The organism is Vibrio sp. 1731 (genome assembly GCF_033339955.1).
Lineage (GTDB): Bacteria > Pseudomonadota > Gammaproteobacteria > Enterobacterales > Vibrionaceae > Vibrio > Vibrio alginolyticus.
In genome coordinates this window covers 134,347-150,575 of the sequence record NZ_JAWOVO010000004.1, presented here as the reverse complement: position 1 = coordinate 150,575, position 16,229 = coordinate 134,347, and the positions used below count along the sequence as shown (strand labels likewise).

The following is a 16,229-nucleotide window of genomic DNA, read 5'->3' as shown; positions in this document are numbered from 1 at the left end:
CCAACGCTGTCTCCAAGAAAAATCGTTAAGGGATTTACTGTGAAAAAACTAATCATCACGGTTTTGTTTACTTTGCTAGCAGCGCCAGCGGCCCTAGCAGCAGACCGTTATATTTCTGATGACCTCTTCACTTTTATGCACTCAGGTCCAAATAACACCTACCGTATTATCGGTAGTGTTAACGCCGGTTCTAAAGTACAACTGATTAAAACCAACCGAGATACTGGCTATACGCAAGTTCGTGATGACCGTGGTCGCACTGGTTGGGTACAAAGCAAGTTTGTGACAAACCAAGAGAGCATGGCAATTCGCCTTCCTCGCATTGAGAAAGAGCTAGCCGAAGTAAAAGAGCAGCTTGCTAATGCTCGTCAAACTTCTGATGCAGAGAAAGCCGGTCTTGTTACCTCTCTCGAAACACGTAACCAACAAATTTCAGATCTAGAAAATAAATACTCTGAGATCAGTGATCAGCTTACTTCTGTTGAAACAGAAAACCGCGAGCTACGCGCAAAACTGGATACACAAAAAGATGACATGCTGCTTAAGTACTTCACTTATGGCGGCGGTGTCGCAGGTTTAGGTTTACTATTTGGTTTGATTCTTCCGCATGTCATGCCTCGTAGAAAGCGCTCTCCTGCGGGTTGGGCATAAACCCTTACGCTTTTATCTTTAAAAAGAACGCAAAAGCCAGTCGATATTGACTGGCTTTTTAGTTTGCTTCGTTTGATAGAAGTGAGTACTACTCCCCCATTGAACTAGAGGCTCGACGACGATCCGTTGCGCCATAAAGCTTGCCATCTTTTAGCTCAATTGCATTCAAACCGCTTACCACTGGAATAACGTGCACTGGGTAGCCAAGCTCCATAAACTCAGGCACCAACATTTCTGCGAACGTTTTCTTTTCCACCAGCAAACCAGTCGGGTCATAAGACTTGGTGCGGTCTATCTTAGTGCCATACTGGATGTTTGGTAAGTCAATAGCCTCTTGCGCTGATAAGTTCCAATCCAGCACCCCAACCACGGTTTTGAGTACATACCCCGGGATTTGTGAACTACCTGGTGACCCAACCACCAAACGCAAATTATCATCACTGTCCATCACCATTAATGGCGTAATAGCCGAACGTGGACGCTTGCCCGCTTCAATTGAGTTTTGCGTAGGTTTGCCGTTAACCGTTGGCAGAGGTGAGAAGTTAGCCATCTGCGCGTTCAAGATAACGCCATCGACCATGACACCCGAGCCCATACCCGTTCCTACCGTACTAGTCATCGCTATTGCATTTCCGTCTCTATCGACGATAGAAATATGCCCTGTATCTTTGCTCTCGAAGCCTTGATATTGCGCATACTGAGTTTGCGTCATCTGTCCTGCTTTTGGATCCTCTTTTGAAGTGCCATTGTCAGGGATTAAATCACGTCTCTGATCTAGATAGGCTTTAGACAACAACTGTTCAACTGGCGCTTCCACATAATCCGGATCTCCGGCATACGCAATACGATCGGCTTTTGCAATTCGCATCGCTTCAGTCATGAGACGCCAAGGTTCCACATCCGTTTTCGCCATATGGGCAATGTCATAGGGTGCAAGCAGTTCAAGACTCTGAGCGACCATCACACCGCCCGAAGCTGGGTAACCAAAAGAGACGATTTTATTCCCACGGTAGTCGCTCTCAATGATGTCACGCTGCTTCACTTGGTAATGTTTAAAATCTTCTAAAGACAACTTCTCGTGTTGGTCGTCAATACGACTATTAACCGTCTCTACGATGTGCTGACCAAGCTCACCACCATAAAGGTAACGATCGCCTTGTTGCGCGATCTTCCTCAGCGTCTCAGCCATCTTAGGGTTCTTCATCAAGGTTCCCGTCGGCTTAATATCGTCCCCTTGCCAATACAAGGCTTTCACTTCCGGATCTTGCTCAAGTCGGCTTTGCTCTCTTACTACGATGTCGTAGGTGTAGCTGTTCATCGCGTACCCATTGCTCGCCAATGTAATTGCCGGCTTAATCAGCTCTGCCCATGGCAACTTGCCGTATTGTTCATGAGTGGTGTAAAGCAACCGCAACGTGCCCGGAACCGCAACAGAACGAGGGCCTAATATTTCGTTGCGACTGAGTACTTCCCCATTCTCAACAAACATTTCAGGGTTCGCGCTAGAGGGCGCTTCATCTCGACCATCAAGGGCCAGAAATTTTTTCTCGTCATGTTGATAAAACAGCGCGAAAGTCCCGCCGCCAATTCCGGTCATATCTGGCTCAACGACAGACATCACCATCTGCATCGCGACCATAGCATCAACAGCGTTACCGCCTTCTTTCAATATTGAGTAACCGGTACTGCTCACGTAAGGATTCGTCGCACTGACCATGAAATCTTGCCCGCGACTATCTGGTGTAACTGGGAATGGGTCTGGCTTTGCTGCATAGCTTGTCGATGCAACAATGCTTAAAGAAAAAATCAGAATACGCATGTGTCTCTGTTTAGACTCCTATTATGTGATGGGGTCTAACGTGGACCAAGTCATTACTCCGAAGTTCGTGAAGATGGTGTCTTTTTACACAACGCTGACTGGAATCGCGCTATCAATAGATGAATGATATTGGTGCTATTTAAACGACTGAGAAAAGCTATATTTTGCTTGTTTGAGTATCTAAAAATCATCACCAGAATAGATGCAAAAGATGCTCTGAAAAATAAAAAGCCAGCGATATGATTTCGCTGGCTTGATGTGTTTCTACAAGAGTTACCCTTTCCACTCATACAACGCTGGTATACGAATTTGCTCACCTTGGAACTCAACAATCACAGCTTGCGGTTGTATTTCTCTTAGAGTGACCTGATCATCAACGACATCCCCTTGATGATACTCAACATTGTTAATTTTCACCCAACGGCGTTTTTCATCACTAGCGTACATATGGGTTTGCAAATTAAGCGCAGGTAGACGCCCTTGCCACTGGTGAGCGTTGCGCTCTAAATCGTTCACGCGTGCCGTTTGTGATGAAGAGTTGTCATCATCTCGGGATAAGGCATTTTCGACCTTCCTAGCTAAATCAGGAGATAATGAGGATAAATCCAGATCATCCAAAGACAACCCGAGGTCCTCTTCAGCAGCAGAAGTCGCTTGGGTTGATGCTGAGTTGCGTGTTTCATCTCTGCTTGGTGTATGGCTCGTGTATTCATCGGGGGTGGTAAATGTACCAAAATCACGCGATAGCTCTGCACTTGGCCACTCTCTTGGCAATTGGGCCAACTGGGTGTTCTCTGGATAGTCTAATACTTTGAAAGGTGATACCACTTCGACCTTTTCTATCGGGGACGTTGTATCTACTTCAGCACTCGGTGCAAAGAGATCTAAGTACCAAGCGACTCCGATAGCAGAAGCAGTGATTGGCAGCAAGAACAGACCTATATGTTTCACAGCTGACATTATGCGTCCTCCTTCTCGATTCTCGCCAGTTGAGGCGCATCTGGCTGAACATTTTGCTGAAGTCGGTCTAGCGTTCGCTTACCTGCAATACCATCGACACCAATTCCTTGCCAACGTTGAAATAACTCGACTCGCTCTTTCATCGCACCATCAAAAATAGACGTTTCAAGCAGTGGCTCACTCACCGCTTCTGCTAATAATCGGTCTAATACTTCAATCGCAGGGCCTTCCATGTCTAAACGTAATGTTTCATTCAGCGGAGCATGCCACAGTTCGATAATATTGCCCTGCCACAACGGCTTTAGCCACGAAACTGGCAGACGGAGACGCTGCTTACCATTGAGCACTTCAGCTTGATCATTACCGACGGCATATAGAATGACATACCCAACATCACCTTGATAATTCAACTCCAAGATCACAGGGCGATTTTGTTGCATCAACAGCGGCCAAGTCGCCATTTTACGCTCACAACGCATAGTCGACTGCGGTTCTGACAAACAAAGATTATCGCGAACCGATGCTTGATACCCCCACAAACGATACAAATCATTTACAGCGAGGTTCGACTGTTTTTGTGTTAACAATAAATCACGCTGCTCATCCGTTAACTGTTGGCTGACGACGGTTGGTGTTGGCTCTACTCTTGGCTCCGTCACTTGTGTCAACACTGACGTCGCTTGAGCTGGCATATAATTCACGACCGCCCACCCCGTACTTAATGCAGCAATAAGGCCTACCGTGACAGAGCCCCAAGCAGGCCAACGGAAAGTCCGGCGCTCTTTTTTATCTTGCTGATAAATATCTGCCTGAAACTGCATCACCTCTTCACAGGCCTGCTGAACGGTTTGCTTATCCACAACCACATTACCCTGGTGATAACTAATGTTGAGGGATTTGTCACAGATAAGGTTGATGAGCCGCGGTATACCGTGACTGTATTTGGCTATAAGTTTACAAGAAGCACGATTAAACAGTTGCTGGTTGCCACCTGCTGTATGTAGTCGAAATGCGATGTAATCTTCTGTCTCTTTTTCATCCAACGGCAACAGGTGATAACGCCCAGTAATACGCTGGGCAAGTTGGCGTAGTTGTGTTGTTTGTAATAACCGCTGCAATTCAGGCTGCCCGACCAACAACACTTTGAGCAGTTTTCTGGTATCGGTTTCCAAGTTGGTCAACAAGCGCAACTGCTCTAGAACGTCGGCAGCAAGGTGTTGAGCCTCATCAATGACCAGCAATGTCTGCCAGCCTGAACGATAATTACGCAGCAAATATTGATGGATAACCTGGTTTAGCTGTTTGAGGTTTGCGTCTGGCGGATAGGTGATTTTGAACTCATCACAAATGGCTTCGAGCAAATCTCTACTCGAAAACGTGGGATTGAGGATAAGACCCGCTTTGGTGTTATCACCCAAATTCGCCAGCATCGCTTTTGCGACAGTCGTTTTGCCTGTACCTACTTCGCCAGTAAGCATAGCAAAGCCACCGCCATCGCCTAGCCCAGCTTGGAGATGTGTGATTGCCTCTTTGTGACGTTGGCTCAAATACAAATAACGTGAGTTTGGAACAATCGAAAATGGTTGTTCGACAAACCCAAAAAAGTCCTTATACATTAGGCTCTCCAGCTAAAAAACCACCTGGGAATAGTCAGACATGGTATAAACGCTCTTCTTCTATTCTTAGGAGTAAAGAAAAGTACCATTGCTTGCTACAATGTCCAACGGCATATCCATAAATTAAGAGGTAATTCGTGCAAGTTTATTTAGTAGGTGGCGCAGTTCGAGATAAATTGCTCGGAATTGATAGTTATGACAACGACTGGGTGGTCGTAGGCGCGACGCCCGAGATGATGCTGTCCCAAGGATACACCGCCGTTGGTAAAGACTTTCCTGTATTTCTGCATCCCAAAAGTAAAGAAGAATATGCCCTTGCACGAACAGAGAGAAAGTCAGGTTCTGGTTACACTGGTTTTGAATGTTTCTTCGATCAAAACGTCACCTTAGAAGAAGATTTGATACGTCGTGATTTAACCATTAACGCGATGGCAATGGAGAGTGATGGCACGATCCATGACCCATATGGTGGCCAGCAAGATCTCAACGATAAACTGCTACGCCATGTATCAGACGCCTTTATTGAAGACCCTCTACGCGTTTTACGTGTCGCTCGCTTCGCAGCGAAGCTTGCTGATCTAAACTTTACGGTTGCCGACGAAACCATGCGGTTAATGCGTCACATGGCAGAGTCCGGAGAGCTGAGCACACTGACTCCCGAGCGTGTTTGGCAAGAATGGCATAAATCTCTCTCTACTCCTCGCCCTGATATTTTCTTATCGGTTCTACGAGACTGTGGTGCATTAACCGTGGTGTTACCTGAAATTGATGCACTATTTGGCGTACCTCAACCTGAGAAGTGGCATCCAGAAATCGATACTGGCATCCATACTTTGATGGTGGCAGAGCAAGCCGCAAAATTGAGTAAATCACTCCCCGTCAGGTTTGCCGCCCAAGTGCATGACTTGGGTAAGGGCGTGACGCCAGAGAGCGAATGGCCAAGCCACAAAATGCATTGCCATACAGGATTAAAACTGATCAAAAAGCTGTGCGAACGTGTCCGGGTACCAAATGAGTTTCGTGATTTAGCCTTGATGGTGTGCGAACAGCACTCCAATATTCATCGCGCGGCTGAACTTAAACCACAAACCATAATTAAAATACTCAATAAACTTGATGTGTGGCGTAAGTCCGAACGTCTGCAAGATATCTTGCTTTGCTGCCAAGCGGATCACGCTGGTCGTAAAGGACTGGAAACGCAACCATATCCACAGGCGGATATTTTTAGGCAAGCCTACCAAGCAGCAGCGGCAGTTGACGTTCAAGCCATTATCAAAGAGGGCTTTAAAGGCCCTGCGATTCGTGACGAGCAAGAAAAACGACGTATTGAAGCAGTGAAAGCAGCACTTAAGAAGTAACGAACAAACAAAAACGCCCGCGGATTTCGCGGGCGTTTTTCGTTAACATCAATTATGCACTTAATAGAAAAGCGAACAAACCGACGCCCAAAATGAGACGGTAAATCACAAACGGTGTCATGCCCATTCGTGAAATCATCTTCAAGAAGAAGTGGATACAGATGTACGCACTGATAAACGATGTGATAATGCCAGTCATTAAGAAACCAACATGGACAGGTTCACCACTGGTCACTAACTTCATGCCTAAGTAGCTACCAGCTAATGTAATGATTGGGATCGACATTAAAAACGAAAATCGGGCAGCCGCTTCTCGAGTAAAGCCAAGGTAAAGCGCTGCTGTGATGGTCGCCCCTGAACGTGAAGTTCCAGGAATCATCGCTAAGGCTTGAGCAATACCGATAAATACAGCTTTCTTCCAACCCGTTTGGTATTCATCGGCAACGAGTTTAGCGTTTTTGTCTACCCACCATAGCAACAGGCCAAATACGATCGTAGTAGTCGCGATGACGTAAGCGCTACGTAGATACACTTCAATGATGTCTTTCATCAATAAGCCGAACACACAAGCTGGAATCGTCGCAATCACGATCATCCAAGCCAATTTAGCTTCTTTACTGCGATCTCCTTTAAAGATCGAAGCAAATAACGCTTGAAACAAAGTGATTACTTCATGACGAAAATAGATCACGACAGCCATTAATGTACCGACGTGAACAGCAACATCAAAGGCTAGACCTTGGTCTTCCCATCCTAAAATAGCGGAAGGCAGGATCAAATGGGCAGAGCTTGAAATAGGCAAAAACTCTGTCAGCCCCTGAATCAGAGCCAAAATAAAGGCTTCAAAATAACTCATGTAAACAACTCAAATTAAAAATGAAAGGAAACGGGTTTGAGCGAATCGACTGGCTGCATAGCATGCCAAATGTCTGCGACTGTGCGTCCATCGCCTGGGATCACTAATTGCGGTTCGAGATCATACAGCGGCTTTGTGACAAAAGGATATTTGTAGATATCACTGCGAGGTAGCTCAGGTTTTTTCTTGGAGACGCGCTCACCGAACAACACTATATCGAGATCCAGTGTTCGATCCTGATACTTTTGCGCGTTTTCTTCGCGTCCCCACTTAAATTCAATCTCGCGTAGTTGATGGCTCAACTCTTCTAATGACAACTCGGTACGCATTGCAACGACAAAGTTGTAGAAATTCTTGCTGCTAAAACCAATAGGTTCGCATTCATATATCGGTGATACGAGGAGATTTTCTCCAAGCCGTTGCAGCTCCTGATACGCAGCAAGCACATGTTGCTCTCTTTCTACGTTCGTCCCAACACCGATATAGGTGGTGATCATGCTCGGCCTCGCTCAATCACCACACCAACAGCACGTGCTTGCGGCACGGCGCCAGGCTTCGCTAGGCGGATTTTCACCCAAGGCACTGAGAAACGCAGCATGATAAGCTCTGCTACTTCTTCAGCCACGCGCTCGACCAGTAAGAAACGACCATTTTCAATGTGGTTAAGTACCGCCTCACTCACCTGCGAATAATCCAGTGCATCTTGCACATCATCACTTTTGCCCGCAGGTTTATTATCGTGTGCCATTTCAATATCTAGAACCAACTTTTGTTTGATTTGTTGCTCCCAGTCGTACACGCCAATTGTGGTGATTACTTCTAACTGTTCAATAAAAACTTTATCCAGAGCCATCTTATGTCCTTCTATTACAGAGGTCGGATACCCGTGAGGGGTAATTTGATCGTAGTATTCTATACCTAAGTAACATTTACTTTGGTCATCACAATGTTACTTAGGTATAAACTGCGAAAGCATCTTTATATACAAGAAATCACATAATGCAAGCTCTATCACAGTGAGGATTTCTGCATTATGTAAATTCGGGGTATGATAGCAACTACGCGGGAACCGAGCATTAAATTCCAATCCATCAAGGACTTCTATGGACGCACTGGCACTGATAATGACAATGGCCGCCTATTTATTAGGTTCGGTTTCCAGTGCGGTTTTGATCTGTCGACTCTTAAAACTGCCAGACCCACGCAGTGTGGGATCTAACAATCCTGGAGCAACGAACGTATTGCGTATTGGCGGACGAGGAGCCGCTGTTTCAGTCTTGTTGTGCGATATGCTCAAAGGCACTATCCCCGTGTGGGGCGGATACTTTCTTGGTATCGACCCTATCATTCTTGGCGTCATCGCCATTGCTGCCTGTCTTGGCCACATGTACCCCATCTTTTTCCACTTTAAAGGCGGAAAAGGTGTCGCAACCGCGCTTGGCGCTATCGCTCCGATTGGTTTGGACTTAACAGGATTGGTGATGTTAACTTGGCTGTCAGTAGCCGCGCTATTCCGCTATTCATCCTTAGCGGCTCTCGTCACGGTTTTGGTCACTCCGTTTTATACTTGGATGTTTAAACCGCAATACACGTTACCTGTTGCTATGCTGTGTTGCTTAATCGTATTTAAGCATCATCAAAATATTCGTCGGCTTTTGTCTGGCGACGAGCCAAAAATCGGCGAGAAGAAACTGACACAAAAAAACTCGGCTTAATGCCGAGTTTTTCGTTTAAAGAGGGATGCATTGGTTACGCATGAACTCGATTCAGGAAGTTCAACAACATTTGGTTGACGAACTCCGGCTGTTCTAAACAACTGATGTGTCCCGCTTGCGGAATTTCTACCAACTCACTGCCCGTGATACAGTCTTTCATTAAATACGATTCGAAAACCGGGCGAGGCTTATCTTCACAGCCCACCGCAATTAACGTCGGCAGAGCGAATTTTTCCGAATCTTCAATCACATCACGGCGACCAAACACCATGCGCCCCATGCGAGCTACTTCCACCGCACGCTCACCGTTCAGCTCTTCTAAACTGCGTTTGAATGAAGCGACAAGTTTAGGGTTATCCTGATTGACGTTGTTGGCAAAGAACAGCGGCACAACGGCTTCAATAATTGGCGCAGGCACTGCTTGGACTTGGCTGATGGTATCAAGCATTGCAAAATACTTTTTATACGTAACTTCTGGCTCCCAGCCAATGAAGGTATCCATCAATACCAGTGACTTAACACGTTGCGGCGCTTGAGCCGTTAGCTCAGCTCCCCACATGCCGCCAACAGATAAGCCCACTATCGAGAATTCTTCGATATCTAAATGATCCATCAATGCCAACATATGTTGTGCATAGTCGGCCAATGACTGTGTCGATGCAGGTGCAGCGTCCGATTCACCATGTGCCCAAAGATCTGGCACAATACAACGGAATGACTGGCTTAAAACCTCAACTTGCGGCGCCCACATTTGGCTATCCCAAAGGTAACTATGACCAAATAGAAGCACAGGGCCCTCACCTTTATCTAGATAAGCAAGTTGCTGACCTTCAATTTCAAACTTATTCATTGTTATATCCATTTCTTATTCTTCCACGTCATCCTAGCACTGAAACAATAGCGAACTGCTCGCATCAGTCAGAATGTAAAACGAGGCGGTTCATTGAATAATTAAAAATAAAGGCCTCTGAGGAGCAGAGACCTTTATTACACAGAACCGGTTTCAAACCTACCGCATAAATTTGACTAAGCGACAGGTGTTAGTTGATCAATTGGCCAACGTGGACGAGCCTCTACTGACATATCAGCCACTTCGCCATTCTTCAAGCGCTGCATGCCTGCGTAAGCGATCATCGCACCGTTATCTGTACAGAACTCAGTACGTGGGTAGTAAACTTCGCCGCCAACTTTCTTCGCTAACTTCTCTAACTCAGCTCGCAAACGACGGTTAGCACTCACACCACCAGCAATAACAATGCGTTTCATGCCTGTTTGCTCAAGCGCGCGCTTACATTTAATAGCCAACGTAGCACACACAGCCTCTTCAAATGCCAATGCGATGTCCGCGCGAGTTTGCTCGTCATCACCGTTTGCAGCAATCGTGTTAGCCGTAAAGGTTTTTAGACCAGAGAAACTCATGTCCAAACCTGGCACATTCGTCATTGGGCGCGGGAACTTAAAGCGGCCCGGTGTACCTTTTTCCGCCAGTTTAGATAATAGTGGACCGCCTGGGTAATCCAAACCCATTAGCTTCGCTGTTTTATCAAACGCTTCGCCCGCCGCATCATCAATCGACTCACCTAGAATTTTGTACTCACCGATGCCTCTCACCTCCACCATCATAGAGTGACCGCCCGATACTAATACCGCCACAAACGGGAACGGTGGAGGGTTATCTTCCAACATTGGGGCCAATAGGTGACCTTCCATATGATGAACAGGTACCGCTGGCACTCCCCAAGCATAAGCAATACTGCGACCGATAGTCGCACCCACTAATAGCGCCCCAACAAGACCAGGCCCCGCGGTATACGCGACACCATCGATGTCTTTTGAAGTTAAGTTCGCTTCTCTTAGTGCCTCTTTAATAAGAGGAATGGTTTTCTTTACGTGGTCACGTGAAGCCAACTCAGGCACCACACCGCCGTAATCTGCGTGCAGTTTTACTTGGCTGTATAGCTTGTGTGACAAGAGACCGTTTTCATCGTCATAAATTGCGATGCCAGTCTCGTCACAAGAGGTTTCAATACCAATAATGCGCATGGTTTTCTCAGTATGCTTTCTGTATAGAGGAAATTTGGGCGTCATATTACCTCGCCTTGGTGCTGCAAACAAATTTTGTACAGACAATAATCGACAAAAGGCTTTACAAAGTAGTTGTGATCGGATTAAAATTCCGCACCATTTTTGATCAAGCTGGTAAGAGACCTAACAATTGTGATTTGGTCTGTTGAATACCAGCGTTAACGAATAACCCCTGAGGTGAAAGGCATATGCCAGTAGTTAAAGTACGTGAAAACGAACCGTTCGACGTTGCTCTACGTCGTTTTAAGCGCTCTTGCGAAAAAGCAGGTATCCTTTCTGAAGTGCGTCGTCGTGAGCACTACGAAAAACCAACTACAGTTCGCAAACGCGCTAAAGCAGCAGCTCAAAAGCGTCACGCTAAGAAGCTAGCTCGCGAAAACGCTCGTCGCGTTCGCCTGTACTAATAACTGAGCTCCAAAAGGAATTTAGTTATGGCTCTGATTGATCAACTCAAAGAAGAGCAAAAATTAGCGATGAAAGCCAAGGACAAATTGCGCCTTGGTACTATTCGTTTAGCCCTATCAGCAATCAAGCAACGTGAAGTTGACGAACAGATTACTCTGAACGATGACGACATTCTTGCAGTATTGACCAAGATGGTTAAACAACGTCGCGACTCTGTAGCGCAGTTTGAAGCAGCGGGTCGTCAAGATCTTGCTGATGCGGAACAAGCAGAAATTACCGTTCTTGAGGACTTTATGCCTCAACCACTGACAGACGAAGAAGTAGCGGCTCTCATCGAGAACGCGATTGCTGAATCTGGCGCAGCTGGCATGCAAGACATGGGCAAAGTAATGGGCGTTCTGAAACCGCAAATTCAAGGGCGTGCAGATATGGGTAAAGTAAGCGGTTTAGTTCGCGCTAAATTGGCTTAAGGTACCCCACCCAATTGCAGCAAGCCGTGCTATCCTTTGGAGCGCACGGCTTGTTTGTATCTGGATGGATGGAATGAAATCAATGGGCAATACGCTCATTCTTTTAAGGCATTCACTCCACTCATCATCTTCTTTTTTTGTTAGGTTTTATGGCTGGACACATCCCTCGCAGTTTTATCGATGACCTTCTAGCTCGACTTGATATTGTCGATATCATCGACGCACGTGTGAAACTTAAGAAAAAAGGCAAAAACTACGGCGCATGCTGCCCGTTCCACAACGAAAAGACACCCTCATTCAGTGTCAGTCAAGAAAAGCAGTTCTACCATTGTTTTGGTTGTGGCGCGCATGGAAATGCCATCGATTTTTTGATGGAATTCGACCGACTAGAATTCGTCGAAGCCATTGAAGAACTCGCTTCATACTTGGGTTTAGATGTTCCTCGCGAACAACGTAGCGGCGGTAATGGTTCGTTTCAGTCAGGCCCACAAGCAAGCAGCAGTGAAAAACGTAACCTATACGACTTAATGGGCAGCATTGCTCAATTTTATCGTAACCAACTCAAACAGCCAGCAAGTAAGGTGGCGATTGAGTATCTAAAAGATCGCGGCCTGTCTGGTGAAATCGTCCAGAAGTTTGGCATCGGCTATGTGGCTGATGAATGGGATTTAGTTCGTAAGAACTTTGGCCAGAATAAAGAAAACCAAGACATGCTCGTCACTGGCGGCATGTTGATTGAAAACGATAAAGGCAACCGCTACGACCGATTCCGTGGTCGAGTGATGTTTCCTATTCGAGACAGACGCGGTCGAGTAATAGGCTTTGGTGGTCGAGTATTAGGTGATGGGACACCAAAATATCTCAACTCACCCGAAACCCCGATATTTCATAAAGGTAAAGAGTTGTATGGCCTTTATGAAGTACTACAAGCGTACCGTGAGCCACCACAAATTTTAGTGGTTGAAGGCTATATGGATGTTGTCGCGCTTGCTCAATATGGCGTAGATTATTCCGTTGCCTCATTGGGAACCTCGACAACGGGCGATCACTTGCAAGTGTTATTCAGGCAAACAAGCACCGTCGTGTGTTGTTATGACGGTGACCGCGCAGGCCGTGAAGCCGCGTGGCGTGCCATGGAAAATGCATTGCCTTACCTAACGGATGGTCGCCAGTTAAAATTCATGTTTTTGCCGGATGGAGAAGATCCCGACTCTTATATCCGACAAAACGGAAAACAAGCATTTGAGCAGCAAGTGTCTAATGCGATGCCCTTGTCTGAATTCATGTTCAGCTCATTGACTCAGCAGGTCGATATGAGCACGAAAGAAGGCATGGCAAAACTGAGTACTCTTGCGGTTCCTCTCATTGATAAAGTCCCTGGCGGCACTTTAAGACTATACTTGAGAGAATTGCTTGGCCGCCGTTTGGGTTTGGTTGATGAACGCCAACTACAGCAGCTAATTTCAAAACAAGGTAAAGAGGATAAAAGGCCTCAACCTCATAAAGAAATCAAGCGAACGCCGATGCGAGAAGTGATCGCGTTACTGATTCAAAACCCACAATACGTAAGTATGGTGCCAGATCTAACTAGCGTTAGAGATTTGCCCATTCCTGGTCTAAGTTTATTTGTTGATGTACTTGATAAATGCCAAGCGCATCCCCATATCAACACAGGCCAATTATTAGAGCATTGGCGAAACAGCCAAAATGAGACCCTTCTGTCTCGTCTCGCGAGTTGGGACATTCCACTCGATGAGGACAACCAAGAAGAAATCTTTTTAGACTCACTGGATAAAATTATTGCCCAGTGCGTAGAAAAACAAATTGAAAACCTGCAGGCCAAAGCAAGAAGTGTCGGTTTATCAGCCGAAGAGAAAAGGGAGCTGCTAGCACTTATGCTAGATTTAAAAGCGTAACCCTGTTTAATTAGTCAGCAACGATTTAATTTGTTATAGTAAGTGGTTTGCATTTCGCATACTGATTCCTTCACCAGATTACGAAGTTGGATACCGTCTATGGATCACAATCCGCAGTCACAGCTAAAGTCACTTGTTATTAAAGGCAAGGAACAAGGCTATCTGACCTACGCCGAAGTAAATGACCACCTACCTGCTGAAATCGTAGATTCAGAACAGGTAGAAGACATCATTCAGATGATCAACGACATGGGCATTAAGGTAGTAGAAACTGCTCCTGATGCTGATGATTTAGCACTGAACGATGACACAAATATTACCGATGAAGATGCAGCCGAAGCTGCAGCCGCTGCACTTTCTAGCGTAGAGAGTGAGATTGGTCGTACAACAGACCCAGTACGTATGTACATGCGTGAGATGGGTACTGTCGAACTTCTAACTCGCGAAGGCGAAATCGACATCGCAAAACGTATTGAAGAAGGTATTAACCAAGTTCAATCGTCTGTTGCTGAATACCCAGGCACAATTCCGTACATTCTTGAGCAATTTGACAAAGTTCAAGCTGAAGAACTACGTCTTACAGACCTAATTTCAGGTTTTGTAGATCCAGATGCTGACGACACCGCTGCACCAACGGCAACACACATCGGTTCTGAACTGACTGAATCTCAGTTAGAAGAAGAAGACGATGAAGACGTTGATGACGACGAAGATAGCGATGACGATTCAGATGATTCTGAAGAAGATGTAGGTATCGATCCTGAATTAGCGCTAGAGAAATTCAACCAACTACGCAGCACCTATCAAAATCTTCAATTAGCAATCAACGAGTACGGCTATAACAGCCCGAAAGCAACCGTTGCTAATGAAATGATGCTAGACGTATTCCGCGAGTTTCGTCTAACGCCTAAACAGTTTGATCACCTAGTGAATGAACTGCGTACTGCTATGGATCGCGTTCGTACTCAAGAGCGTCTGATCATGAAGTCTGTGGTTGAATACGGCAAAATGCCGAAGAAATCATTCATCGCGCTGTTCACTGGTAATGAATCAAGTGAAGCTTGGCTGGATGAAGTTCTTGCTTCAGACAAGCCATACGCTGAAAAGATCAAACGTAACGAAGAAGAAATCCGTCGTTCAATCGCTAAACTAAAAATGATTGAAGAAGAGACTTCTCTAAACGTACAGAACATTAAAGACATCAGCCGTCGTATGTCTATCGGTGAAGCAAAAGCTCGCCGTGCGAAGAAAGAGATGGTTGAAGCGAACTTGCGTCTTGTAATTTCTATCGCGAAGAAATACACCAACCGTGGCCTACAGTTCTTGGATCTGATCCAAGAAGGTAACATCGGTCTGATGAAAGCGGTAGATAAGTTCGAATATCGTCGTGGTTACAAGTTCTCGACTTACGCAACGTGGTGGATCCGTCAGGCAATCACTCGTTCAATCGCGGACCAAGCACGTACGATTCGTATCCCGGTACACATGATCGAAACGATCAACAAGCTAAACCGTATTTCTCGTCAAATGTTGCAAGAGATGGGTCGCGAGCCACTACCGGAAGAACTGGCAGAGCGCATGCAAATGCCAGAAGACAAGATTCGTAAAGTTCTAAAAATCGCTAAAGAGCCTATCTCAATGGAGACACCAATCGGTGACGACGAAGATTCGCATCTAGGTGATTTTATCGAAGATACAACGCTAGAACTTCCGCTAGATTCTGCAACTGCAACTAGCCTTAAGGTGGCAACAAAAGACGTGCTTGCAGGTCTAACGCCACGTGAAGCGAAAGTACTTCGTATGCGTTTTGGTATTGACATGAACACTGACCATACTCTAGAAGAAGTTGGTAAGCAGTTCGACGTTACTCGTGAGCGTATCCGTCAGATCGAAGCAAAAGCACTACGTAAACTTCGCCACCCAAGCCGCTCAGAGACTCTGCGCAGCTTCCTAGACGAATAATCGCAGCGCATACAAGCTTTTAGAAATCAAAAAAGGTGACTTTAGGTCACCTTTTTTATTATCTACTGTTCTAAGTGGATAAAAACTAAGCGCAATTGCCCTAGTTGGTATCTAGACACCTTGCAACGCTTCCCCTATAATCGTTGTCCTATTAAGGCCCCTTAGCTCAGTGGTTAGAGCAGTCGACTCATAATCGATTGGTCCGCAGTTCAAGTCTGCGAGGGGCCACCATATTTCGAAAGGCGTAGCAGGTTAATACCTACTACGCCTTTTTTGTATCTTATATCTTTGGGTACAGTTTCGGTTGCGGTAACTCGTCACTAACCTCGTAATAGCTTTTCTTCTTCCCCTCTTCTTTAACTATTATCTGGCTTTCTATACGAGCAATAGAAACAAAATGTCTGCTCGTGATTTAA

The 16,229-nt window shown here is 45.8% G+C and carries 15 protein-coding genes and 1 tRNA gene; 8 read left to right on the top strand and 8 right to left on the bottom strand.

From position 1 onward, the window contains the following. Positions 1-39: 39 nt before the first annotated feature. A complete protein-coding gene (locus R7035_RS06725) occupies positions 40-651 on the top strand; it encodes a TIGR04211 family SH3 domain-containing protein (protein ID WP_005379900.1) in 612 nt (203 codons plus the stop codon). 88 nt (positions 652-739) lie between these two features. Here the strand turns inward: R7035_RS06725 and ggt are convergent, their stop codons facing one another. From ggt to R7035_RS06710, 3 genes are all read right to left on the bottom strand, one after another. Beyond that, a complete protein-coding gene (gene ggt, locus R7035_RS06720; protein WP_318100778.1) occupies positions 740-2,470 on the bottom strand; it encodes a gamma-glutamyltransferase in 1,731 nt (576 codons plus the stop codon). A 273-nt stretch (positions 2,471-2,743) separates the two neighbouring features. After that, positions 2,744-3,430 (bottom strand): general secretion pathway protein GspB, encoded by a 687-nt coding sequence (locus tag R7035_RS06715; protein ID WP_318100782.1) that lies wholly within the window; start codon positions 3,428-3,430, stop codon positions 2,744-2,746. Next, complete coding sequence (locus R7035_RS06710) at positions 3,430-5,046, bottom strand: ExeA family protein (protein WP_193837544.1); 1,617 nt, start codon at positions 5,044-5,046, stop codon at positions 3,430-3,432. Before R7035_RS06710 ends, R7035_RS06715 begins: the two co-directional genes overlap by 1 nt. A gap of 137 nt (positions 5,047-5,183) precedes the next feature. Here R7035_RS06710 and R7035_RS06705 point away from each other — a divergent pair, with 137 nt between their 5' ends. After that, complete coding sequence (locus R7035_RS06705) at positions 5,184-6,404, top strand: multifunctional CCA addition/repair protein (RefSeq protein ID WP_318100786.1); 1,221 nt, start codon at positions 5,184-5,186, stop codon at positions 6,402-6,404. Positions 6,405-6,456: 52 nt separating this feature from the next. On the opposite strand, the gene R7035_RS06700 is transcribed toward R7035_RS06705, so the two are convergent. The 3 genes from R7035_RS06700 to folB are packed head-to-tail and all read right to left on the bottom strand — an operon-like array spanning position 6,457 to position 8,113. After that, complete coding sequence (locus tag R7035_RS06700; protein WP_017820255.1) at positions 6,457-7,260, bottom strand: undecaprenyl-diphosphate phosphatase; 804 nt, start codon at positions 7,258-7,260, stop codon at positions 6,457-6,459. Between the two features lie 14 nt (positions 7,261-7,274). Next, the gene (folK, locus tag R7035_RS06695; RefSeq protein WP_005387457.1) at positions 7,275-7,757 is read right to left on the bottom strand and encodes a 2-amino-4-hydroxy-6-hydroxymethyldihydropteridine diphosphokinase; all 483 of its coding nucleotides are present in this window, start codon (positions 7,755-7,757) and stop codon (positions 7,275-7,277) included. Beyond that, positions 7,754-8,113 carry a bifunctional dihydroneopterin aldolase/7,8-dihydroneopterin epimerase gene (folB, locus tag R7035_RS06690; RefSeq protein ID WP_005379859.1) on the bottom strand — a complete coding sequence of 120 codons (360 nt, stop codon included), beginning with the start codon at positions 8,111-8,113 and terminating at the stop codon, positions 7,754-7,756. Before folB ends, folK begins: the two co-directional genes overlap by 4 nt. Positions 8,114-8,363: 250 nt before the next feature. Here folB and plsY point away from each other — a divergent pair, with 250 nt between their 5' ends. Beyond that, the gene (gene plsY, locus R7035_RS06685) at positions 8,364-8,975 is read left to right on the top strand and encodes a glycerol-3-phosphate 1-O-acyltransferase PlsY (RefSeq protein WP_005379857.1); all 612 of its coding nucleotides are present in this window, start codon (positions 8,364-8,366) and stop codon (positions 8,973-8,975) included. Between the two features lie 34 nt (positions 8,976-9,009). Here the strand turns inward: plsY and R7035_RS06680 are convergent, their stop codons facing one another. Further along, positions 9,010-9,825 (bottom strand): alpha/beta fold hydrolase, encoded by an 816-nt coding sequence (locus R7035_RS06680; RefSeq protein WP_005379855.1) that lies wholly within the window; start codon positions 9,823-9,825, stop codon positions 9,010-9,012. Between the two features lie 176 nt (positions 9,826-10,001). Next, a complete protein-coding gene (gene tsaD, locus R7035_RS06675; protein WP_206971394.1) occupies positions 10,002-11,018 on the bottom strand; it encodes a tRNA (adenosine(37)-N6)-threonylcarbamoyltransferase complex transferase subunit TsaD in 1,017 nt (338 codons plus the stop codon). Positions 11,019-11,248: 230 nt separating this feature from the next. Between tsaD and rpsU the strand changes: the two genes are divergently transcribed. From rpsU to R7035_RS06650, 5 genes are all read left to right on the top strand, one after another. Next, positions 11,249-11,464 (top strand): 30S ribosomal protein S21, encoded by a 216-nt coding sequence (gene rpsU, locus R7035_RS06670; RefSeq protein WP_001145625.1) that lies wholly within the window; start codon positions 11,249-11,251, stop codon positions 11,462-11,464. Between the two features lie 27 nt (positions 11,465-11,491). Continuing rightward, positions 11,492-11,935, top strand: coding sequence for a GatB/YqeY domain-containing protein (locus R7035_RS06665; RefSeq protein WP_005379720.1), 444 nt, complete (start codon positions 11,492-11,494; stop codon positions 11,933-11,935). Positions 11,936-12,084: 149 nt separating this feature from the next. Beyond that, positions 12,085-13,851: a DNA primase gene (dnaG, locus tag R7035_RS06660; protein ID WP_005379719.1), complete on the top strand. Its 1,767-nt coding sequence runs from the start codon at positions 12,085-12,087 to the stop codon at positions 13,849-13,851. Between the two features lie 99 nt (positions 13,852-13,950). After that, the gene (rpoD, locus tag R7035_RS06655; RefSeq protein ID WP_005395986.1) at positions 13,951-15,813 is read left to right on the top strand and encodes an RNA polymerase sigma factor RpoD; all 1,863 of its coding nucleotides are present in this window, start codon (positions 13,951-13,953) and stop codon (positions 15,811-15,813) included. 155 nt (positions 15,814-15,968) lie between these two features. Further along, positions 15,969-16,044 (top strand) — tRNA-Ile (locus tag R7035_RS06650). Positions 16,045-16,229 lie beyond the last annotated feature (185 nt).

What these genes read in the sequence shown, in the direction of transcription:
- R7035_RS06680 (WP_005379855.1), bottom strand. Translation starts at nt 9,825, where the DNA reads ATGAATAAGTTTGAAATTGAAGGTCAGCAACTTGCTTATCTAGATAAA.
- folK (WP_005387457.1), bottom strand. Translation starts at nt 7,757, where the DNA reads ATGATCACCACCTATATCGGTGTTGGGACGAACGTAGAAAGAGAGCAA.
- rpoD (WP_005395986.1), top strand. Translation starts at nt 13,951, where the DNA reads ATGGATCACAATCCGCAGTCACAGCTAAAGTCACTTGTTATTAAAGGC.
- ggt (WP_318100778.1), bottom strand. Translation starts at nt 2,470, where the DNA reads ATGCGTATTCTGATTTTTTCTTTAAGCATTGTTGCATCGACAAGCTAT.
- tsaD (WP_206971394.1), bottom strand. Translation starts at nt 11,018, where the DNA reads ATGCGCATTATTGGTATTGAAACCTCTTGTGACGAGACTGGCATCGCA.
- plsY (WP_005379857.1), top strand. Translation starts at nt 8,364, where the DNA reads ATGGACGCACTGGCACTGATAATGACAATGGCCGCCTATTTATTAGGT.
- folB (WP_005379859.1), bottom strand. Translation starts at nt 8,113, where the DNA reads ATGGCTCTGGATAAAGTTTTTATTGAACAGTTAGAAGTAATCACCACA.
- R7035_RS06715 (WP_318100782.1), bottom strand. Translation starts at nt 3,430, where the DNA reads ATGTCAGCTGTGAAACATATAGGTCTGTTCTTGCTGCCAATCACTGCT.
- R7035_RS06710 (WP_193837544.1), bottom strand. Translation starts at nt 5,046, where the DNA reads ATGTATAAGGACTTTTTTGGGTTTGTCGAACAACCATTTTCGATTGTT.
- dnaG (WP_005379719.1), top strand. Translation starts at nt 12,085, where the DNA reads ATGGCTGGACACATCCCTCGCAGTTTTATCGATGACCTTCTAGCTCGA.
- R7035_RS06665 (WP_005379720.1), top strand. Translation starts at nt 11,492, where the DNA reads ATGGCTCTGATTGATCAACTCAAAGAAGAGCAAAAATTAGCGATGAAA.
- R7035_RS06700 (WP_017820255.1), bottom strand. Translation starts at nt 7,260, where the DNA reads ATGAGTTATTTTGAAGCCTTTATTTTGGCTCTGATTCAGGGGCTGACA.
- rpsU (WP_001145625.1), top strand. Translation starts at nt 11,249, where the DNA reads ATGCCAGTAGTTAAAGTACGTGAAAACGAACCGTTCGACGTTGCTCTA.